This is a genomic window from uncultured Psychroserpens sp. (genome assembly GCF_947501425.1).
Classification (GTDB): Bacteria; Bacteroidota; Bacteroidia; order Flavobacteriales; family Flavobacteriaceae; genus Psychroserpens.
In genome coordinates, this window is record NZ_CANMVN010000003.1 from 22,386 (window position 1) to 44,655 (window position 22,270).

Here is a 22,270-nt window from a genome sequence, read left to right on the forward strand (position 1 = left end):
TCATAAAGCTACACTGAAAATACCCTCTATCAGGTATTTTGAAAAATACTGAGCATATTACATTTGAAATAGTTATTAACTAAATTCAAAAATCATGGAAAAATTAACTTTCAAATTAATCGTGCTAAATATTTTGTTAATGACTTCTTGTGCCGAAAACAGTAAAAAAGAAGTCATATCATCGTCTCTTGGAGAATATACAACATCTAAGAATTCTGAAGAAAACAATAGCATTACTTATGATGCCTCAGAAGACATGCAAAATTATACTTTGAACACACCTAAGGAAATTGTAGGTGATGACTTTGAAAACTCATTTACTTATAAAGATGAAATTGATGACGACATTGAAGATATTCAAAATGAATTATACTTGTTCAACACCAATGAATTAGAAGCAGATAAAAGTTCAAATGTTAAATTCAATATTCCTGAGAATTGTAATAGAATAAGTGGCAAATCTTGGAGGTGCTGCGGTAAAGTTATTGTTAATTGGGATGGTTCTATGTCATCACAAATTCACACTTCTTCAAACAGATGGCAAGGCTTTACTGGTGCAATTAGAATAATATTTTATGATTCTAATCAAAACGCAATTTATGAAGTCCATACACCATCCTATGGTGTAAACGGAGAAAGTAGCAGATGGGCTAGTTGGAATGCCCAAGTGGATGATTGGGTTATTCAAACAAGTCAATATGCATCTGCTGAAGGAATTCATAAGAGTTCAAATCGTACAGGATATTTTATTTATGATCTGGGAAAAAAGTACTTAGAGCAATATATTAGCAGTCAATAATAACTGGTTACAGCAGTTTACAACCAATAGTGTTAAAAAAGGGCTCAAGAATTTCTACCGAATTTCTGAGTCCTTTGTTCTTTTTACTAAATTGCTACGCTAACAATGCTGTCACGTTCAAATGTGTTAGTTTAATCTTTAACAATTACTATGCTTGGGTATTTAATGCGAGAAATATTTTTTAAAGAGCTGTCTAATAAGATAACTGATATTGAGCTGACTAAAAGTGGTTTTATCATAAACAAACCTTTTGGAGCGAAACCTCAAAATATTGAATGGAAACAACTAAGATCAATTCGGTTTTCAGATAATGACAAAGTTATAATCATAAAAACAGTTGAAAAAGATATTATTTTAAATGATAACCAGATTGGTTGGTATGAATTTATTCAAAGTATACCTAAAATATTTAAGCAATTTGACTTCAAAAAAGCTAATTCTATTATGGACTCTCTAAAATCCTGCGACGTATGTGGAATTATAGCAGTTAGAGATAATATTTGTAAAATTTGTGAATCAGAGCCTTGGCACCAAAAGTCAAAAAAGGATAAATCGGAATATCTAAAAGACAAACAGCTTGAACACTTTGAATATGAGTTAAAAAACAAAATAAAAATTAAAGCATTCGCTGAACCACAACATGGATTTAAAGCTGATGAAAATTGGAAATTACACCTCTGAAAATAAAACGACTTACTTTACCTAAGCAATAAAGTATTTAAAACTCTAATGTTTTGGTCGCTTTTACTAACTTAGTCAAAACCTTGATTATTTATTTAAAAATGAATAGACTTCAAATAAAAATACAAGAAGTTCAAGTAAATGAATTAAATCAATTTGTAACAAAGATTCTCATAGATGGAACTGACTTAATTGTATTACTATCTGAATTTGAAAAGCCATTTGCAAAAAAAGAAGGATGCCCTGATATTGCCGGACAATACGGAGGACTTAATCCAAGAACCTTATATAAAAATCTATTAAACCTAACTGATAACTCAAACTCTAATAACAATAAATCTGATATACTCGATTGCGATTGTGGAGTTTGGGGATGTTGGGCTTTTATGACTAAAATCGAAAACGTTAATAATAAAATTATTTGGACTGATTTTGAGCAACTTCATAGAGGAAAAGACAGTCATAATCATTGGAACTATTCCAAATTTGGTCCATTTGAATTCAACAAATCAGAATACAATTCTGAATTAGAAAAACTAAGAAACCAACTTTAAATGTTAAGATACTTCGATTGTTGTTACTAATTTTCTCTGGTTCTACTTCTATTTACTAACTTAGTCCTATGCAATTCAATAAACCAAAACTAACGTCTAGATAAATGTTTACGTTTTCATTCAATCATATAGCTCTTGCGGTAAAAGATGTCAACAAATCTATTGAGTTTTACAAAAAGACACTACAACTTGAAGACATTGAGAATACTGCCTCAAACTCAAAAACAAGATGGCTATCGCTAGGGCAAGGAAAACAACTTCATCTTATCCCTCGTCCCAATTCTGAAATAAAAATTAATAAGGCTGTCCATTTTGCATTAGCAACATCTGATTTGAATTCATTTGTAAAACATCTTGAAGAATTAAAAGTGGAATACTCAGATTGGAAGGATACACCTAATAAAAATTACATACGAAAAGACGGAATCAAACAGATTTACTTTCAAGATCCAAATGGCTATTGGATTGAAATAAATGATGATATTTAAAAACATTAGTAACAACTCATATAATCAACATTTTTGATTTATAACACAATTAAAAAAATGAAACTAACAACATTTCTAACCTTTGTAGGTGATCAGTGCGGAAAGGCTGAAGAGGCTATCAATTTCTATACGTCTATCTTTCCAAATTCAGAAATTAAAAGCTTAGTAAAATACGCAAAAGGAGAACCTGGTGGAACACCAGAACTTATCAAATATGGTGAATTTACACTAAATGGTGAAGCATATATGGTATCTGAAAGTAATTATAATCACGCATGGTCATTTACACCAGGTGTTTCATTGTTTGTTACTTGTAACTCTGAAAATGAAATAGACACTTTATTTGAAAAACTTTCTTCTGATGGAGGTCAGATAATGGTTCCTCTGGACAACTACGACTCTGGAGATTATGGCTTTGGTAAAAAATTTGGATGGTGTGCCGATAAATATGGCATTTCTTGGCAATTCAATCTTTCAGAATAACACCATTTTAATCTATACTATCCATCGTAAGGTACACACATAATTAGTCGAACAATAACTATGGGATTCTTCAAAAACATATTTGGGAATAAGAAAAAAGTAAACGGTACTCCTCAACATAATACAGAAAGAGGATTCGATGATATTGAAGACGAACCTTATGGGATTGATAAAGATTACGCTCACGAAAGAGCAATTGAATTAGTACCTGAAGAATTCTTCTGGTCGTGCATAGATGAATTAGGGCCATTTGGGTCAGATGAAGGCGATATGGCGTTATCAGAATTCAGAGATTGGAAAAAAGATAATCCAAACACGGAAAGTTATGAATGCCTAAAATGGACAATTGAAGGAGTGTCAGAGCAAAGTTTGGCTAATTACAACGAAAGTATACTCGACAAAACATTAGTTCAAACACAAATAGACGATGACAATTTTGACGATCATCAATATATTTTCACAGTAGATATTTCAGTAATTGCAACAGGATTTGGCCAATTAGTCGATGAAGGGAAAATTGACAAAAAAAATAAACCTTTGATACAATTGGCAATTGACCGTCAAAAAATCTGGGCAGAACTGGCAACACATTGGGAACATAGCTCAGAATATATTAGAAACTTGAACGTACTGGACAGAGTATTAAAATCAGCATAGAAAAGTACACTCCGTAATATAATGGTTATAGCATACAATACATTACTACTTCCCTAACCCTTAAGATTAATTTAGAGATACGCTTATATTCTAGTTTGTTTTACTAACTTTAACCTAAACAGCCTGTTTTCTGGTAGAATAATTTAATACGCTAGCTAAGCAAACAAACTCAGGCTAATCACAAACACCCAATACATAATTATAAAAAACATTTATGAAATTAATTGTAAGCTTATTTATTTTGATCTCAAGTATAGGATTTTCACAGTCTGATACCACAGAACTCCAATTTGAAACCAAATACTTTAATGCTGTTGACAAGTGGGTGGCTTTTCCTAAAAAAGAAGTGGATACATCTTATACTTTCGGATTTATTTATATTGACGAACAAGCTGGGTTTACTTTTGATTATCATTCTAACTTTATCAACACTGAAAACGGTCTTAAAATCATACCTAGAACCTTTGAAGCTGGACTTAAATCAAGACTCTCTCCTAATACCATGGATGTTGCTGTACTAACTGATAAGCAAGTTTCAGAACTTGAACTTGAAACTGAACCAGATTGGCTAGCTATTTACAAAAGAAACTCAGAAGAAACCGAATACTTAAAAAATATTGGCTTTCATTATAACGCAGTTGGAGCGAGTAATTTAGCACTCGAACCCTTAAAAAAAGCGTATAGTCAGGATCCGCATTTTATCGGACTCGAATTTGAACTTGCTTATGCTTATAATGCTCTGGGTAAATACAACGAAGCGATTGAAGTTTTAGATAAGGCTATTGAGAATGATCCGGAAATTTTCTGGTTTTACAGAGAATTAGGGTTTTCTTATAAAAATATTGGGCAAATCGAAAAAGCTGAAACCATATACAAGCAAGGAATAAAACTGACAGACGACAATGCTCAAAAAGCTGAAATGGCAATTAATATGGCTCAGGCTTACTACCTACAAAAAAACAAGGAAAAATTTGATGAATGGGCAAAATTAACAAGGAAATTTACTGATGAAAGCTCAATATTCAACCAGTATATAGACACCTGGGAAGAAAAACTCAACAATGAATAGCAATTATAAAGTTGGCGATTTAGTATATGATGCAGATATTTATGATGGTATGAATACCAATATGAATGATTTGCAATTTTACAAACGATGGCTACCTAAAAACAAAGATTCACATATACTCGAACTATGCTGTGGCACTGGGAGACTTACCCTTCCAATAGCTAAAGACGGCTATAACATAACTGGTGTTGATTACACGTCTTCAATGCTCAATCAAGCAAAAACAAGAGCTTCCGAAGAAGGCTTAGATATTGAATTTATTGAAGCCGATATGAGAACTTTAGATGTGTCAGAAAAATTTGATCTCATTTTTATTCCGTTTAATTCAATCCACCATCTATACAAAAATGAAGATTTATTTAGCACATTTAATGTTGTTAAAAATCATCTCAAAAAGGAAGGTATATTTATCTTAGATTGCTTTAATCCAAATATGCAATTTATTGTTAAAGGCGAAAAAGAACAAAAAGAAATAGCTAATTACACTACCAACGATGGAAGACATATACTGATTAAGGAAATCATGCGATATGAGGCTAAAACTCAAATAAACCGTGTAGAATGGCATTATTATATAAATGGTAAGTTTAATTCGATTCAAAATTTAGACATGAGACTGTTTTTCCCTCAAGAGTTAGATTCGTACCTAAAATGGAATGGTTTTAAAATCATTCATAAGTTTGGGAATTTTGAAGAAGATGCCTTTGATAACCAATCAGATAAGCAGATTTTTATTTGTCAATAAGACGTTTGTATTGGCTGAGGCATTGCATTAAATTACAGATTTTGAAGATATAATATTTCCGTATAAAACATAGCTATTGCAATAGTATGCTAAATGCATTGGTTGGTGCTCTCCTACTCTGAAAATTCGATAGATTTTTATAATGGTCCATTTTCTTTCACTATTTTTAACATAACTAACACAACTACCTATATGAAAAGCCACTTATTGATCTTTGCCTTAATTTTCACGATGTCATCCTGCAAAAAAAAAGAAAACAACACCAATACAGTACCTAGTAAAGATTCTGCTGAAAAAAGATTTGAAGGCGAGTTTTTTAGTTTTAATTATCCTGAAGATTGGGAAATCACTGATAACGAGGAAATAGAAAAAGGAGTGTATTATCTTTCTGTTGAAAAGACTGGTTTTGATTCTAGCGGATTAATGACTATAGTGTCATTTAATGAAATGATAGACTTAGATGATTTAGTATTGATGAATATTGAAGAACTTCAGAATAACCCAGTTATAATGAATCTTAAGTTTGAATCGATAAGCAATAATGTATTTAATAATATCGAATCCAGAGCTTCAAATTTTAAATTCAGCACACTCGGACTCAAGCATGAGGGTTTGATTTCTGCATTTCAAGGAACTAAAAATTCTTATGTGATTTTAAAACAAGAAGCCTTAGAGGATACAATTAAAAACGCTAATGGTTTTTCTACAATTGAGCGTAGTTTCGAAACAAAATAACACTACTTAGCAACTTAATACAACCTTAAACAAAACCGCTCCCCTCAATTATGAAAAAACTTCTTATACCCATATTCTGTGTAGTACTCACAGCATGTGCCCAGCAGAATAATACCATAGATTTGAAATGGAACATATCAGACACCTTAACTTATAAAACGGTTATGAAAGATATGATAGTTTCTAAAGAAGAAATTGAAAAAGATACTGATACGACCTTTGGTAGAAAAGCCAGTGATTTTTTAAAAAAAATGCAAGAGCAGACAGCCAATTTAGAGTATATCACAAAACTTTTTCCAGATAAGAAAAGCAATATTGATATAGCGATGATGGTCAAAGAAAACAAATCAGATACAACTGAAACTCTTTTCTCTGGAATGGCGAGAATGAACGGAAACGTTGTTTTAAGAGGTAAGCTAAGCCCTGAAGGAGAAATACTAAGCTTTTATTATAAAAGCGCTCAAACCAATCTGATTTCAATTTTATTTGAGCTTCCAAAAGCACCAGTTAAAGTTGGAGACCAATGGAGTATAAAAATGGATTTTATTGCAATGGACCAAAATTTTATAGCCGATACTTTGAATAAGAAAAACAACGTGCGATTAGAAGAAATAAAAGATCTAGGCAATGACAAAGTCGCAGTAATTAAGTACGACATTAAAGAATATGTTTCTGGTTATTTTGGAAACGGACTCCTGACGATGTTCAATGCAGACAGTGATGAAAGAACCTTTATGAAAATGACCTATGAGGCAACTGGTCTTTTCTCAATAAAAAAGGGAATATGGATTGACTATGAAGGATTTATGGAAGTTGATTCAAACTTTTCAATGTTTGGAATGGGTGGAACAAAAAGAACCCAGTTTAAACTTACACCTGAAGACAACTAAAGTTACCAATACCAAAACTTTATAACTGCTATCAACATTGGTAATGAATCATTCTCAAAACTGATGAAGCCAAAGAAAAATTCCTATCTTTATTAACTAACAAACTGCTAATACATTCAATCGTATCAATTATAGGCTAAACACTTATATTTCATTATGATAAATGATCAACCAATGATGTAATTCTGTTAAAAATCAACAAAATATGAAATATCTTATCATAGCAATGGCCTTTACAGGGTTATTGATGTCTTGTAATTCTACAGACAAAACGAAAAATGAAACACAGGAATCTTCCAAAACCGAAACTAAGGCAGATAGTTCGTCAATGTATGAAAAGAAAGAAATGAAAGCCATTGACTCCAATGAAGCTCTAATTGCAACTGCATTAATGGCTGCTCCTGAAAAAAGTAGAGCTAATTGTAAAGTTATTGGATACAATATGGCTGGTGAATTCGTAACGCTTAGAGAAGGTAATAATGAATTTATTGTGCTGGCAGACAATCCTAATCAAGATGGATTTAACGCGGCATGCTATCACAAAGATCTTGAACCTTTTATGGCCAGAGGAAGAGCTCTGAGAGCTGAAGGAAAAACTGGACAAGAAATTTTTGCCATTCGTGAAGCAGAAATGAAATCGGGTCAGATTAAAATAGCTCCAGGGTCAACCTTGCATATTTATTATGGTTCTAAAACAATGTACGACCCAGAAACCTCAAAAGTAGAAGGAGCTCAACTGCGTTATGTTGTCTACCTGCCATGGGCTACATCTGAATCTACTGGTTTGCCAGAAATTCCAATGGCTACAAATCATCCATGGATTATGAATCCTGGAACACATAGAGCACACATCATGATTTCACCCTTACCAGAAGGTACAGAGTAAAAGAAATGTGATATTAAATAACCATTTCAAATAAAAACTAAGGAATACAAAGAGACTATAAACAAGCCTGAAGCAGATGTTTAATCCAACTATCAGAACAATTTTAATCTTTATAAGTCTAATTGCTGGTATATTCTACTTTATGAAAGAGGACTATCTGAATATGACATTTATGCTTGCTGCCGCTGGACTATTCATTTATGGACATTATAAATATGGAACTGTTTACATTGCTTTTCAGGAATTGAAAAAAGGAAAGTATAAAAAAGCAGAAAAGTTAATTTCAAAAGTTAAAAATCCAGAAAAGCTGAGTAAAGGACAAAAAGGCTATTATCATTTTATACAAGGTGCAATAGCCTCTGATAACGAAGATTGGGAAAAAAGTTATTCCGAATGGAATGAAGCTTTAAAGATTGGACTAAGGACCGAAAACGATACCTCAATAGCATTTCTAAATTTAGCTAATATAGAACTCGAACGTAAGAACTTTGAAAAAGCTAATGAGTATATTAAAAAGACCAAAGCGCTTAATTTAAAGCCATTAATTGCATCGGAAGCTGATCGAATTCAAAATGAAATAAATACTGCTCAACAACTCAGTTAATACACAGTTTATCAATCACTTATATTAAATATCATAAGACCTACAAAAATCTGAAAACACAATTTAAAGACCATGAAACACATCCTGATACTAGCAACAATTATATTATGTACTTCGGTATCATCTCCGCTTTGTGCACAAGAGGATAATTTTATTAAAGACTATTTAGAGCGATTAGAAAATTCTCGTAAGTATTTAATCTTGGTTGCAGAAATGATGCCTGAAGACAAATATAATTTTAAAGCATCTCCAGAATCATTGAGTTTTGCCGAAAATTTAATGCACATAGGATATGCAATAGACTGGCATAGTCAGTCATTATTAGGTGATCGAGAGTCCAGAAATTGGAACACCGATACTATTTTTAAGGTGGCCAATAAATCTAAGGAAGACATGATTTCTACAATAAACAAGACATTTGATGAAACAGTAAAATCAATTGAGAAATTTGATACTAATACATTTAATGATAAACTAGACTATTTTGGATTGGTTAGAACCAAACGACAAATTTTCATGCTACTTGCTGATCACATAACACATCATAGAGGACAAATGCTTGTTTATATGAGACTCAACGGACTTATACCTCCTCGATATGTTTTGTTTCAATAAATTAAACACCTAACTGAAGTCGCAATACATGGAAGATAAATCTATCATTAAAAAAACAGCTGACACTATAACCAAAAGTACCAATCAAGAATGGAAAGGATCGTTTACATATCTGGAAGGATACGAAACTATTCAACAGTATATAGACGTAGAATTTACGTTGGAGATTGACATTACCAATAACTCGTTTATTGGAATATCATCAGACTCAGAATCAAAGGATTTATTTGATAAGCCTGCAACCGTTAAGGGTTTTATTGATGAGAATAAGATAAGTTTTGTCATGAATTATCCTTGCCTGTATTATAAAGATGAGACTGGAACTATGAGACTGGATCAATCATCAGAGCATCCAGATATACATTACCTTGGTTTCTTTAATGATGACAAAACACAGGTTAATGGCAATTGGGAAATGACACTACGTGAAGAAAAATATATGGATGGTTATCTTGAAAATATTGCGAATGGAGAATTTGAAATGAGAAGAATAAACTAAACATAATTGTTCATCCATTTTTATAACTTAGAGTATTCTTAAAATATGACATCAACTATAAAGTTTTTACCAATATTTTCGATTTTATTGCTAGTGTTAAGCTGCAATAAAGATGTAACAACAGATGCAGCACTGCTTGAAAAAGACAAAAAAGCCTTAGTTGAAAGCTTAGATTCCTATAAAGTGTCAAGCTATAAATTTGGTAAAATTCTCATCAGAGCATCTGTTGAAAAAGATACTATCTCTCCTGAATTTAAGGCGTTTAGAACTGATCTCAATAGAATTTTTAATACAGTCATGAAATATGACCTTAATACACCTGAAGAACTATCAGTGCTTGACTATATTTCCATATATCGTGATTATAAAAAAATGGAAGATTTCATCATGGAAACCGACGAAGACATCTTTCCAACACTTACTGATGCGATCAATATCCACTATGCAGATTCTTTACAAACCAATTACACATATTTAACTGGCGAAGATAAATTATACACTCAAAACATAGAACATGCTATCTTAAGTGCTATTGTTGTTCTCAGTAAAGATTTGGGAAAAGAAGTATCTCTGTACGAATGCTCCAAAACCAAACCAGAGTTACTTCCTGACTCTGAAATTAAAACATTATTACAGTTCTTTAGAGGGTTTTTATTTTTTGAGAAGCAGTTGTTCTATTTATCTGAAAATGAACTCTCAAGAAATATTATATGGCTAGAGAACAATAGAGATATTGACCTGCCTTACACTAGAGCAATGTTTCAATGGGGCGATTTAAACAATCAAAGTACTCATACCGCATTTCATGGTTTAAACCACTTATTTAGAGGTTTTGACAGGTTAATGATGGAAAGAGATATCGACCAGAAAAGAGCCTTAGAAGATTTTGAGCAATTCTTAAAAGATGCTGAAGATATAGGTATTGAAAATGAGATCATATGGTCTGTTGAAACATTTTTGTATTTAAAAAACGAAGAAAACAACAAAGCAATTGCGTCGCTAAAAAAACTAAAAACCAGCAACTTACTGTCATCAAAAGATAAAAAAAGCATTGACGAATCAATTGTTTACTTAAAGGATAGAAAAGCTGGAGAAGCACTAAACAGTTATTATGACAAGTACTTTTTGAGCAAAATAGCTACAAAATATATTTTCCGTTTATTGTCTGAAATAGACTGGAAAACAATACTTGAAGAACAAAATGTGCCTCACACTAATGAAATTTTTAAAACCATCGAAAAGTTTAAAGCGTTAATGGATAACTTAGAGACATATACAAACAGTGATGTATTAGAAGATGCTGGAGAGAATATCAAGAACAAAAGTAAAGAGTTTTGGAATAAAACAAAGGGTATATTAGAAGATGATGAAAATTGAATCCTCTTTGATCTCGTAACAATACAACCTCTGTCTCGTCCTAAGTGTAGGTAATGAATATATGCAAAAATTAGTTCTATTATTAATAAGCCTACTCCTCTTCTCTTCGTCTAAAAGCACATTGAGAGAAGAGCAAGAATCAATAATTTCTATCTTAAGCGGAAATACACCTCTACCTAATGGTGAAATCATAACAAATAGAAGCTCAAAACACAATAGAGAACTAACGAGAACCTACTTGTCAGACTTGATTAGTGATCTTAATTTAACTCCAGAAATTCAAAATTACAAAATGCCTAATCTCAATCCATTGATAGATTTATTATTTAATCCGTTTAGTGGTGCTAATGTATATACCATCTTACCTTCAACTACCAAAAGTGACGAATACATCATATTAGGTGCTCATTTTGATACTGAGCGTAATTGTCCTGGAGCCATTGACAATGCCACAGGTGTCGCGTTGATCTACAGCGTTTTACATCAATTGACTACATTAGAGAAACGTGATAAAAATGTGATTGTGATCTTTTTTGATCAAGAAGAAGAAGATTTAATAGGAAGTCAGGCTTTTGCTAAATACTGCAAAAAAGAAGCATTAAACATCCACTCTGTTCATACTTTTGATACCATGGGTTGGGATCGTGATAATGATAAAGCAGTCGAATTGGAGCTTCCCTCAGAATCTTTAGAATCATTATATTCCAGTCATGCTAACGCACTAGATATTCCTTTTCATATCACTAAAGTTAATTCAACAGATCATCAGTCGTTCAGAGCTCTAGGATATAATGCCATAGGACTAACAGATGAATATGCTAATGGTGATTATGCGCCTTATAAAGATACTGAAAATGATACTTATGACACCGTCAATTTTGAGTATCTGGAGTCTTGTACCAATTTAGTATACTCTGCTATTAAAGACCTTGTAACGCAATGATGACGAAACAACTTCTCATTACTAATAAACACTTTTTTATCGCACTCGCTTTGAGTTTGAGTTTATTTGTATTCAAAGGAATTCAATATGCAATTATTGGAAGTTTTGTGCCTATGATTTTTATCTTAAGTATTCTACTGTTGTTCTTTTTTACTTTTAAAAGATCAATTAAAAGTGCTTTAAAAGCTATCAAATTCTGGGCAATACTTTTGATATTTTGGGCAATTGCAAGACTAACAATTCAAATTCTTTTCTACGTTACTCCTAATATAACTGAAACGCATATCAGAGATCAATTTACCTTGATTCAAAATATCATTTCAATTTTTGTCATTTTACTTGGAATTTATTTGATCAAAAACCGTTCAAATTTAGTTAATAACTCTGCATAAATCCCTTTTAATAAACAACAACATTTTCCTATTTTGCAGTGCTAATTAGAACTCAAATTCCTATTAAAAAGTGAAAGTTTGTATTGCTGAAAAACCTAGTGTGGCTCGTGAAATCGCGCAAGTTCTTGGTGCCAACTCCAAGCGTGATGGTTACTACGAAGGTAATGGCTATGCAGTAACCTATACCTTTGGTCATCTATGCACACTTATGGAACCAAACGACTACAAACCGTATTGGAAAAGTTGGGACCTCAATAATTTACCAATGCTTCCCGAAAAGTTTAAAACCAAAGTGGTTAGTAATTCAGGAATCGAAAAACAATTCAATATTGTAAAATCGTTGTTCGATAAAGCCGAAGTAGTCATCAATTGTGGTGATGCTGGACAGGAAGGAGAACTCATCCAACGTTGGGTTTTAGACCAGGCAAATTACAAAGGAAAAGTACAACGTTTGTGGATATCATCTTTAACTACAGAAGCCATCAAAGAAGGTTTTGAAAATCTCAAAAACTCTGAGGCCTATGACAACCTTTACTATGCAGGATTTTCACGTGCTATTGGAGATTGGTTATTGGGTATGAATGCCACACGACTATATACTGTGAAACATGGTGGATATAAACAAGTGCTTTCTGTAGGCCGTGTACAAACACCAACATTAGCAATGGTTGTTAATCGTTTTGAAGAGATTGAGAATTTCAAGCCTCAGCCCTATTGGGAATTGCAAACACAGTATCGTAAGACACTCTTTGCTTATGAGGAAGGCCGTTTTCTAAATATGAAAGATGGAGAACTATTGGCAAAAAAAGTAAAAGAACATGAGTTTGAGATTGTATCTGTAGCAAAAAAGAAAGGTAAAGAATATGCTCCGAAATTGTTTGACCTTACTGGATTACAAGTGTATTGCAATACAAAATTTGGATTCTCTGCTGACGATACCCTAAAGATTGTTCAAAAATTATATGAGCAAAAAGTAGTGACCTATCCCAGAGTAGATACTACATTTTTACCTACAGATATATATCCCAAAGTTCACGGTATACTTCAAAAGTTGACTAATTATTCTAAATTGACACAACCGCTTTTAGATAAAAAGATCAAGAAATCAACAAAAGTATTCAACGATAAAAAAGTTACCGATCACCATGCTATAATTCCAACGGGAATTCAGATCAATTTACAGTACAACCAGCAACAGGTGTATGATATCATAGTTAAACGCTTTATAGCTGTGTTCTATCCAGATTGTGAGGTTTCAAATACTACTGTGATTGGAAAAGCCGCTGATGTAAATTTTAAAACCACAGGTAAAGAAATTCTTAAAGATGGATGGAAAATTGTATTTAAATTCGGAAAAGAGCCAACTTCAAGCGCTTCAGAAAAAGAAACTTTACCAACATTTATCGAAGGTGAGAAAGGACCTCACGAGCCTTCGTTTCTAGAAAAGCAAACCAAACCACCAAATCAATTCACCGAAGCCTCTCTCCTACGCGCTATGGAGACTGCAGGAAAACAAGTTGACGATGATGAACTTCGGGATTTAATGAAAGAAAATGGTATTGGAAGACCATCAACACGAGCTAATATCATTGAAACGCTATTCAAAAGACAATATATTAAACGAAATAAAAAGCAAATACTACCAACTGTTACTGGTATAGCTTTGATCAATATTATTCAGAATGAACTATTGAAATCTGCTGAACTCACTGGCCTTTGGGAAAAACAGCTTAAAGACATAGAAAAGGGTCAATACAGTGCAAGTCTCTTCATAAAGAACATGAAGCACATGGTTGATGAGTTGGTATATGAAGTAAGAAGTGAAACCAAACGTGCTAATATTTCGCAAGCAACAGTTATAGATCAAAGGCAAGCTAAAGCCAAACAGAAAAAAACAGCTGGAATCTCTTCAATTACTTGTCCGAAATGTAAAAAGGGTAACTTACTCAAAGGCAAATCTGCCTATGGCTGTAGTCAATTTAAATCTGGCTGTGATTTGGTACTTCCGTTTAAAGTCTTCGGTAAGAAGGTTTCAGAAAAACAATTCATTCGTTTATTGACAAAAGGCTCAACGGTCAACCTTAAAGGCTTTACATCTTCAGCTGGAAAAACAGAAGGTTTACTGCGGTTCGATGAGGGTTTCAAAATGGTTTTAGAGGCAAAAAAAGGAGATGCTAAAATATCGAAAGAAAAAAAATCTAACGATGTCAATTGTCCTAAATGTCAAACAGGCACTATCATTAAAGGCAAAACTGCTTATGGTTGTAGTAATTATAAGTCAGGTTGCGACTTTAGAATGTCCTTTGATGCCATTCGCACAAAAGCTAAAGATAAGGAACTCACAAAAGACCTTGTTTATTCAATATTAAAAGGAGATATTTAAAATGGAACATCACCACTTTAAACTCTTTAAGCCCTATGGTTATTTAAGTCAATTCCAAACCAATGCTAAACACGAACGCAACAAAAAATTCTTAGGTGAATTATTTGATTTTCCTGAAGGGACAATGGCTATTGGAAGACTTGATAAAGACTCAGAAGGCCTACTACTACTAACTACAGATGGAAAAGTAAGTTTTGAGATTACGAGCTCTAAAATCGATAAAGAATACTATGTGCAAGTAGATGGAGAGATTACCAATAAGGCCTTAGAGCAATTACAACAAGGTGTAGAAATTACACATAAAAATGAAACATACACAACCAAACCATGCAAAGCCTACCAATTAGAACTTATCCCAAATTTTCCTCAACGAGCTAAAAAAATTCGTGATGAAAGACATGGAAAAACATCATGGATATCACTTACTATAAACGAAGGCAAATTTAGACAAGTACGCAAAATGACAGCACAGGTCGGATTTCCCACACTGAGGTTGGTTAGAGTTCGTGTGGGACTTATTAATTTGGATGGTTTAAAAATGGGAGAAGCTAAAGAAGTATTTAGTCTTTTATCTTAATCATCTCTTGACGTTGGGTAAGTTGGCCGTTTACAACTTTCTGACAAACAATAGTATCACCTTTGATTTCAACGATTTTAATAGTGTATTTGGTTCCTAATAATGATTCATATTTTGGGTCATTGAACTTGTAATACTCAAATTCGTATGAACAATCAGATAACCATTTCACACGACTTGTTCCCTGAAAGTTCATAGGAGCTGGATAAGAATCTATTTGTGTAGAATCTGTTCTAATGGTCATTAAATCTTTATAATCCTTGTCAAGATACCTAAATTGTCCTGTTCTAAATTTAGAACAGTCTGTGTCTTGAGCATAACACCATACAGAACACAATAAGATGGTTATGATAATACTGTTTTTCAAAAATTTAAACTAGCTTTACACGAACCGCATTCATACCACGATTTCCTTTTTCTAATTCAAACTGCACTTTGTCATTTTCTTGAATTTCATCAATTAAACCACTCACGTGACAGAAATATTTCTCTTGGTCTTCGGTATCGATAATAAATCCAAAACCTTTAGAATGATCAAAGAAAGATACTTTTCCCTTTCTAATTGGATCGTATTCTTCTTCTTCCATATCCTCTTTTTTAGGCACACCTAATACGATGTTTTTTGCCTTTACTTTAATTTTATCAGCTGGATTAGGTGGTGTATCGGTAAGATTCCCAAACTGATCTACGTAAGCAAATGGAATACTCTCTGCTCCTCCATTTTCTTCTTTCTCAAGCTTACGCGCTTCCATTTTTTTGCGCTTTTCTTCGCGCTTTTTTAAACGTTTTTTTTCTTTTTCACTTTTGTTAAATGTCTGTTGCGACTTTGCCATTCTTTATTTTAAGATGTTTTAATTACTCCAATGCATATTGCATCAGTTATTGTAAATATAGCTGTAATATTTGAATTTACTCAGTAATATCACAATAAGTTAATCAAAAGTTAAAAATATTACATTTAATAGTATTACTATTATATTTGCGTGCAAATAAATTTAACATGAAATCATTACTTTCAAATTTAAGAATTGATATCAACGAAAAGATCTATTTAAAAGATCCGCAATCGTCAGATCTAGGTAAGCGTATTATTGAGCATAGTATCAAACTTATTGATGAAATTGGTTTCGATAGCTTTACCTTCAAAAAACTAGGAGCTATTATAGGATCTAATGAAAGTTCCATTTACAGATATTTTGATAGTAAACATAAACTCCTACTCTATTTAACTTCGTGGTATTGGGCTTGGTTGGAGTATCAACTGGTATTCTCAACAACTAATATATCTGACGCTAATGAAAAATTAGAAAAAGCAATTAATATTATGACTAGGACTATAGAGGCCGATTCTACTTTTGCTCATATAGACGAAATAGCATTAAGCCGAGTGGTGATCAACGAATATTCAAAATCATACTTGACCAAAGAAGTTGACGAAGAAAATAAAGAGGGTTATTTTGCCATATACAAACGCTTAATAACCAGATTACATAACATGATCACTGAAGTTAATAGTGATTATAAATATCCACATAGTTTAGCTAGTACTGTAATAGAAGGTGCATTATATCAGCATTTTCTAAAAGATCACTTTCAATCACTTACAGACTGCGATAACAAAATACAACCTTCCGATTATTTTACTCATTTAGTTTTTAATGCATTAAACATAACTAAAAATGACTAAAACCATTTTATCCTCTTGGCAACGCTTGATTGGCCTTCTAAAATTAGACAGGAAAGATATTAAGCAGATTTTTTACTATGCCATATTCGCAGGTATTGTTAACCTCTCACTTCCCTTGGGAATACAAGCCATCATTAACTTAATTCAAGGTGCTCAAATAAGCAGCTCATGGATTGTACTTGTTGTGTTGGTTACTATTGGCGTTGCATTTGTTGGAATTCTTCAACTTATGCAAATGCGAATCATTGAGAATGTACAACAAAAAATATTTACCAGATCATCTTTTGAATTTGCTTACCGCTTTCCGAAGATGAAAATGAGTGAATTACGTAATTTTTACCCGCCAGAATTAGCCAATCGTTTTTTTGATACATTAACTGTACAAAAAGGTTTATCTAAGATATTAATTGATTTTCCTGCTGCGATTCTCCAAATTATTTTTGGCTTGATGCTACTCTCATTCTATCATCCATTTTTTATCATCTATGGTATCCTACTCATACTGCTTGTTTATGTAGTTTTTAAATTTTCTGCCCAACGTGGTTTAGATACTAGTTTGAGTGAATCTAAATCAAAATATAAAGTAGCACATTGGTTACAAGAAATTGCACGTTCTGTATTGAGCTTTAAGTTATCAGGGAAAACAAGTCTTGCCTTAAATAAAAATGACCAACTTACTTCAGATTATTTAGAGGATAGAGAAAGTCACTTTAAAGTATTAGTACAACAGTTTATTAAACTTATTGGATTTAAAGTGCTTGTAACTGCTGGTTTATTAATCATTGGCGGATTTCTCGTATTGAATCAACAAATGAATATAGGTCAGTTTGTAGCCGCAGAGATCATTATTCTTTTAGTAATTAGTTCTGTTGAAAAATTAATACTCGGATTGGAGTCTTTCTACGATGTGTTAACATCTATAGAAAAATTAGCACAGGTTGTAGATCGCGATCTTGAAGCACAAGAGGGTGATGCTATAACAAGTGATGACTCGGAGTTTAAGGTTGAATTAGAGCATGTATGTTATTCAGTTCCTGATAGAATGGATCCATTACTATCGGATATCTCAATGATTATTCAGCCAAAAGATCGAATTATGATTTATGGGTCTAACGGTTCTGGAAAAACAACACTTCTCAAATTGATTGCAGGAATTATAGAACCGTCTAAGGGTTCTATATATATCAATGATATTGACCTCAAAGGAATGAAACTCAACGACTATAGAGCTCGTATAGGTCAAATGCTTCCTGAAGAGTCTCCTTTTGAAGGTACTATAAGAGAAAACTTAACCTTTGGTGATGAGTCCATAACTCAAGATGAAATCAATTGGGTTCTCGAAAAGACAGGTTTAGTCAATTTTGTAAAATCTCAGCCACAAGGTTTGAGAACCATGTTATATCCTGAAGGAAAAAAATTATCACTAACAGCCTCTAAAAAGATTGTATTGGCTAGAAGTATTCTTAAAAAGCCTAAAATATTGATGCTAAAAGATCCTTTGGAGCAATTTGAAAAAACAGAAGCAAAACGTATTATGGAGTTCTTAACCGATCCTGTAAATCCTTGGGCACTTATTGTGGTAAGTTACGATATGGATTGGAAGACCAAATGCACAAGAACTATTAAACTTGAAAACGGTAAAATTGAATTAAATCAGTAAAAAATGCTAAATATTTCACATAATCAGCTTAATAAAAAGGTAGATCTTACACAGTATGAGTCTGGTAAAAAAGTGTTTCATAAAAGGCATTTTAAACACTTCAATCGCTTTTTATTTGCCTTTGCCATTGTTGGAATCATCATTATGTTTTTGCCATGGACGCAAAATATTAATAGTCGTGGTAGTGTCACTACGTTAACACCAGATCAAAGACCACAAACCATTCAATCACCAATTCCAGGACGTATCGAAAAGTGGTATGTTAGAGAGGGCGACTTTGTACAGAAAGGAGATACGATTTTGTTTATTTCAGAAGTAAAAAATGAATATTTTGATCCTAATCTTGTGAATAGAACTGGCAAGCAAATCAAAGCTAAGGAAGCATCTGTGGTGTCTTATGGCTCAAAAGTTTCAGCATTGAACAATCAAATTGGAGCGTTATCAAAAGAGCGAACATTAAAATTGGAGCAAGCCCAAAATAAACTACTTCAGGCAAAACTTAAAGTACAAAATGACAGTATAGATCTTGAAGCTGTAAAAATTAATTTAGGAATTGCCGAAAGACAAATTGGAGCCTTAGAAAAACTATACGAAGAAGGGCTTAAATCGCTGACACAACTGGAAGAAAAGCGTTCAAAATTTCAGGAAGCTCAGGCGAAATTGATTTCACAGGAAAACAAATTAATTGCAGCCAAAAATGAAGTGATCAATGCAAAAATTGATATTAATCGTGTTCAGGCTGAATATGCCGAAAAAATCTCTAAAGCACAAAGTGATAAATTCACAGCTGAGTCAAATCAGTTTGATGCTGAAGCTCAGGTTACAAAGCTAGAAAGTGATTTTACAAGCTATGAAATTAGAAATGATCTTTATTACATCAAAGCACCTCAAGATGGATTTATCAACAAAGCCATTAAAGGTGGTATTGGTGAAACTTTTAAAGAAGGTGAGCAACTTGTAGGTATCATGCCTGCAAATTACGATCTGGCTGTAGAGACCTTTGTAGACCCTATAGATCTGCCGCTAATTCATATTGGAGAGGAAGTTCGTGTGCAATTTGATGGATGGCCAGCTATTATATTTAGTGGATGGCCAAATATTTCCTACGGAACTTATGGTGCCAAAGTAGTGGCTATAGAAAATTTCATTAGCGATAATGGAAAATTTAGAATTCTACTTGCTCCTGATGAGTCAGATCATCAATGGCCTGATGCTATTAGAGTAGGTTCTGGAGCAATGACCATAGCACTTTTAGAAGATGTCCCAATTTGGTTTGAATTATGGCGAAAGCTAAATGGCTTCCCTCCTAATTACTATCAACCAGAAGGTGCTACAAAAACCAAAACCGACAAAAAATAAAGGCAATCATGAATAAGTATCTAAGTATATTATTCGTTCTCATAAGTTATTCATCAACAGCACAAGTACAAGATTCTATTGTATTGAGTTTTAGTGAATACTTAGGCTATGTAAAGAAGTTTCATCCTATAGCGAAACAAGCCGAATTGACTTTGCAAATAGGTCAGGCAAATTTAATGAAAGCCAGAGGTGGTTTTGACCCAAAAGTTGAAGTTGATAATGATCGGAAAAAATTCAAAAATATTGAGTATTTCGACCAATTGAATGCGACTTTTAAAATACCAACCTGGTATGGAATAGAACTGAAAGGAAATTTTGAACAAAATACTGGTGATTTTCTAAATCCTCAATCTTTCGTCCCAGACGATGGCTTGTACAGCGCAGGTATTTCAGCGTCACTAGGTCAGGGTTTATTTATTAATGAAAGAATGGCAGACCTGAAAAAAGCTAAGTTCTTTAGAGAACAAACCACTGCAGATCGAGAGATACTCATCAACCAAATATTGTTTGATGCATCATTAGCTTACTTCAATTGGTTGCAAGCCTACAACGAAACGCAAATTTATAAGCAGTTTTTAGAAAATGCCAGAATACGGTTTAATGGTGTAAAACGCAGTGCTGAAAATGGAGATAAAGCACCTATAGACTCCGTAGAAGCTGGAATTACAGTAAAAAACAGAACTTTAGGATTAGAGCAAGCTAAAGTAAAGTTAATGAAAGCATCTCTAAAACTTTCTACGTTTTTATGGCTTAATGACAACATACCTGTGGAACTACAACCTAATGTAATTCCAGATGAATTTATTGAAGATAACATTGATGATGTTCTAGAAATTTCTGGATTACCTCTTACCGATTTTGTATTAGAGAATCATCCAAAATTACGCTCTTTAGGTTTTAAATACGATGGTTTAGAAGTAGACAAACGTCTAAAAGCTAACAAACTATTACCTAAAATTGATGTACAATATAATTTTTTAACTGAAACAGCTGATATTGCAAGATCGTTCAATACCAATCAGTATAAAGGAGGTTTTAGTATTGCCTTCCCGCTATTTCTACGAAAGGAACGTGGAGACCTGAGATTAGCTAAATTTAAGCTTCAAGACTTACAGTTTGAAATTGATAATGCTAAGATTAGTATTCAAAATAAAGTATTAGCTATTTATAGAGAGTTAGAATCTTTTGAGACGCAAAATCAACTTATAGATGACATAGTAACAGATTACACAACAATGTTAAGTGCTGAAGAACGTAAGTTTAGTTTTGGTGAAAGTTCTTTATTTCTGATCAATTCGCGAGAAAAAAGTTTGATTGATTCACAGTTGAAAGCCATTGAACTTCAGAATAAGTATTTAAAGGCAAAAGCTAAGTTATTCAATAGCTTATCTCGTGATCTGGAAAACCTGTAATTAGTTTTCTTTTCTTGTAATAGGATTTTTTTGTTTGATAACATTTACTGTGGCTTTAACACCTGTGAGTAAATTCCATTTTTTAGAAGACACCAAATTACCTTGATCGTCATACACGATAAATTCAGCTGTATTTGGTCCAGAATCGCCTTGGTTAAGGGCAAGAAAATCAATTTTATTAACACCTGGGTTCAAGGTCACATTAAACCCTTTATATCCTGAGGTTAGCACCATACTTGGTACGATGATATCATCATTGACGAGTACACGAATTAAATCTCCATCAGGAAATTCATGATCCCGACATACAATCTTAACAAAGGCACCATTGCTCTTAATATCACCAAGAAAGACGTCGGCCATAGTTTCAATTTTTAAGCCTTGTTCAACAGCAACCTTATTAAAACGCTGTTCAAATAACTCACCAGGATTTCTAAGTCCGTTGTCGTCTATCATTGAAAATTCCTTCTTATTCTTTTCAATTTTTTTTCTTGTTTCAATGGGAATGCCACCAATATTCTTTTTAGTTTTAGTGAGACCAATGTTAGATTTTGGTTTAATCACCAACTTATCAGGTGTAGAATCTTTCTTTTTAGTTTCTATTGCAGGTATTCTAATAGAATTCTTCTTCTCTGTATCTGGCTGAGCAAATAGAGACGATATGCACATAGAAAAAAGAAAAAAAATAAGGTGTTTCTTCATCACAATTTATTTAGTATAGTCGTTTCAAAAACCATACCTAACATTAAAAGTAACGACTTTAGAGCATAAAGAT

At 32.9% G+C, this 22,270-nt stretch carries 26 protein-coding genes; 23 read left to right on the forward strand and 3 right to left on the reverse strand.

What is annotated here, in order from left to right; all coding sequences use genetic code 11:
• Positions 1 to 94 precede the first annotated feature (94 nt).
• The 19 genes from Q0951_RS04980 (at position 95) to Q0951_RS05070 (ending at position 15,377) form a co-directional block, all read left to right on the forward strand.
• Positions 95 to 799 (forward strand): hypothetical protein, encoded by a 705-nt coding sequence (locus tag Q0951_RS04980; protein WP_299335029.1) that lies wholly within the window; start codon positions 95 to 97, stop codon positions 797 to 799.
• A gap of 150 nt (positions 800 to 949) precedes the next feature.
• Entirely contained in the window at positions 950 to 1,480 is a 531-nt protein-coding gene (locus tag Q0951_RS04985; RefSeq protein WP_299335031.1) for a hypothetical protein, read from the forward strand.
• Between the two features lie 101 nt (positions 1,481 to 1,581).
• Entirely contained in the window at positions 1,582 to 2,034 is a 453-nt protein-coding gene (locus Q0951_RS04990) for a hypothetical protein (RefSeq protein ID WP_299335033.1), read from the forward strand.
• Positions 2,035 to 2,138: 104 nt separating this feature from the next.
• Positions 2,139 to 2,522, forward strand: a complete 384-nt coding sequence (locus Q0951_RS04995; RefSeq protein WP_299335035.1) for a VOC family protein — start codon at positions 2,139 to 2,141, stop codon at positions 2,520 to 2,522.
• 57 nt (positions 2,523 to 2,579) lie between these two features.
• On the forward strand, positions 2,580 to 3,005 hold the full coding sequence (locus tag Q0951_RS05000) for a VOC family protein (protein WP_299335038.1): 426 nt from the start codon (positions 2,580 to 2,582) through the stop codon (positions 3,003 to 3,005).
• Between the two features lie 60 nt (positions 3,006 to 3,065).
• Positions 3,066 to 3,662 (forward strand): hypothetical protein, encoded by a 597-nt coding sequence (locus tag Q0951_RS05005; protein ID WP_299335039.1) that lies wholly within the window; start codon positions 3,066 to 3,068, stop codon positions 3,660 to 3,662.
• A 214-nt stretch (positions 3,663 to 3,876) separates the two neighbouring features.
• The gene (locus Q0951_RS05010) at positions 3,877 to 4,731 is read left to right on the forward strand and encodes a tetratricopeptide repeat protein (RefSeq protein ID WP_299335041.1); all 855 of its coding nucleotides are present in this window, start codon (positions 3,877 to 3,879) and stop codon (positions 4,729 to 4,731) included.
• Entirely contained in the window at positions 4,724 to 5,476 is a 753-nt protein-coding gene (locus Q0951_RS05015; RefSeq protein ID WP_299335043.1) for a class I SAM-dependent methyltransferase, read from the forward strand. Before Q0951_RS05010 ends, Q0951_RS05015 begins: the two co-directional genes overlap by 8 nt.
• A gap of 231 nt (positions 5,477 to 5,707) precedes the next feature.
• Entirely contained in the window at positions 5,708 to 6,211 is a 504-nt protein-coding gene (locus tag Q0951_RS05020) for a hypothetical protein (RefSeq protein ID WP_299335045.1), read from the forward strand.
• Between the two features lie 50 nt (positions 6,212 to 6,261).
• Entirely contained in the window at positions 6,262 to 7,101 is an 840-nt protein-coding gene (locus tag Q0951_RS05025) for a hypothetical protein (protein ID WP_299335047.1), read from the forward strand.
• A gap of 205 nt (positions 7,102 to 7,306) precedes the next feature.
• On the forward strand, positions 7,307 to 7,987 hold the full coding sequence (locus Q0951_RS05030; RefSeq protein ID WP_299335050.1) for a hypothetical protein: 681 nt from the start codon (positions 7,307 to 7,309) through the stop codon (positions 7,985 to 7,987).
• A gap of 76 nt (positions 7,988 to 8,063) precedes the next feature.
• Positions 8,064 to 8,591 (forward strand): hypothetical protein, encoded by a 528-nt coding sequence (locus tag Q0951_RS05035; RefSeq protein WP_299335052.1) that lies wholly within the window; start codon positions 8,064 to 8,066, stop codon positions 8,589 to 8,591.
• 72 nt (positions 8,592 to 8,663) lie between these two features.
• Positions 8,664 to 9,206: a DinB family protein gene (locus Q0951_RS05040; protein WP_299335055.1), complete on the forward strand. Its 543-nt coding sequence runs from the start codon at positions 8,664 to 8,666 to the stop codon at positions 9,204 to 9,206.
• 28 nt (positions 9,207 to 9,234) lie between these two features.
• On the forward strand, positions 9,235 to 9,705 hold the full coding sequence (locus tag Q0951_RS05045; protein ID WP_299335058.1) for a hypothetical protein: 471 nt from the start codon (positions 9,235 to 9,237) through the stop codon (positions 9,703 to 9,705).
• A 45-nt stretch (positions 9,706 to 9,750) separates the two neighbouring features.
• Positions 9,751 to 11,082, forward strand: coding sequence for a short-chain dehydrogenase (locus tag Q0951_RS05050; protein WP_299335060.1), 1,332 nt, complete (start codon positions 9,751 to 9,753; stop codon positions 11,080 to 11,082).
• A 61-nt stretch (positions 11,083 to 11,143) separates the two neighbouring features.
• Positions 11,144 to 12,025 carry a M28 family peptidase gene (locus Q0951_RS05055; protein WP_299335061.1) on the forward strand — a complete coding sequence of 294 codons (882 nt, stop codon included), beginning with the start codon at positions 11,144 to 11,146 and terminating at the stop codon, positions 12,023 to 12,025.
• Positions 12,022 to 12,417: a hypothetical protein gene (locus Q0951_RS05060; protein WP_299335063.1), complete on the forward strand. Its 396-nt coding sequence runs from the start codon at positions 12,022 to 12,024 to the stop codon at positions 12,415 to 12,417. The genes Q0951_RS05055 and Q0951_RS05060 overlap by 4 nt, the downstream gene beginning before the upstream one ends.
• A gap of 70 nt (positions 12,418 to 12,487) precedes the next feature.
• A complete protein-coding gene (locus tag Q0951_RS05065; protein ID WP_299335065.1) occupies positions 12,488 to 14,800 on the forward strand; it encodes a type IA DNA topoisomerase in 2,313 nt (770 codons plus the stop codon).
• A 1-nt stretch (position 14,801) separates the two neighbouring features.
• Positions 14,802 to 15,377: a pseudouridine synthase gene (locus Q0951_RS05070; RefSeq protein ID WP_299335067.1), complete on the forward strand. Its 576-nt coding sequence runs from the start codon at positions 14,802 to 14,804 to the stop codon at positions 15,375 to 15,377.
• Here Q0951_RS05070 and Q0951_RS05075 read toward each other — a convergent pair.
• Positions 15,361 to 15,744: a hypothetical protein gene (locus Q0951_RS05075; protein ID WP_299335069.1), complete on the reverse strand. Its 384-nt coding sequence runs from the start codon at positions 15,742 to 15,744 to the stop codon at positions 15,361 to 15,363. The genes Q0951_RS05070 and Q0951_RS05075 overlap by 17 nt on opposite strands.
• A 4-nt stretch (positions 15,745 to 15,748) precedes the next feature.
• Entirely contained in the window at positions 15,749 to 16,210 is a 462-nt protein-coding gene (locus tag Q0951_RS05080; protein WP_299335071.1) for a cold-shock protein, read from the reverse strand.
• Positions 16,211 to 16,377: 167 nt separating this feature from the next.
• Here Q0951_RS05080 and Q0951_RS05085 point away from each other — a divergent pair, with 167 nt between their 5' ends.
• From Q0951_RS05085 to Q0951_RS05100, 4 genes are read left to right on the forward strand one after another with little or no spacing between them, the layout of a single operon-like run.
• On the forward strand, positions 16,378 to 17,064 hold the full coding sequence (locus Q0951_RS05085; RefSeq protein WP_299335074.1) for a TetR/AcrR family transcriptional regulator: 687 nt from the start codon (positions 16,378 to 16,380) through the stop codon (positions 17,062 to 17,064).
• Positions 17,057 to 18,724, forward strand: coding sequence for a peptidase domain-containing ABC transporter (locus Q0951_RS05090; protein ID WP_299335076.1), 1,668 nt, complete (start codon positions 17,057 to 17,059; stop codon positions 18,722 to 18,724). The genes Q0951_RS05085 and Q0951_RS05090 overlap by 8 nt, the downstream gene beginning before the upstream one ends.
• Before the next feature lie 3 nt (positions 18,725 to 18,727).
• Entirely contained in the window at positions 18,728 to 20,083 is a 1,356-nt protein-coding gene (locus Q0951_RS05095; RefSeq protein WP_299335079.1) for an HlyD family secretion protein, read from the forward strand.
• Positions 20,084 to 20,091: 8 nt separating this feature from the next.
• On the forward strand, positions 20,092 to 21,495 hold the full coding sequence (locus Q0951_RS05100) for a TolC family protein (RefSeq protein ID WP_299335082.1): 1,404 nt from the start codon (positions 20,092 to 20,094) through the stop codon (positions 21,493 to 21,495).
• Here the strand turns inward: Q0951_RS05100 and Q0951_RS05105 are convergent, their stop codons facing one another.
• Positions 21,496 to 22,197 carry a hypothetical protein gene (locus Q0951_RS05105; protein WP_299335084.1) on the reverse strand — a complete coding sequence of 234 codons (702 nt, stop codon included), beginning with the start codon at positions 22,195 to 22,197 and terminating at the stop codon, positions 21,496 to 21,498.
• Positions 22,198 to 22,270: the final 73 nt, after the last annotated feature.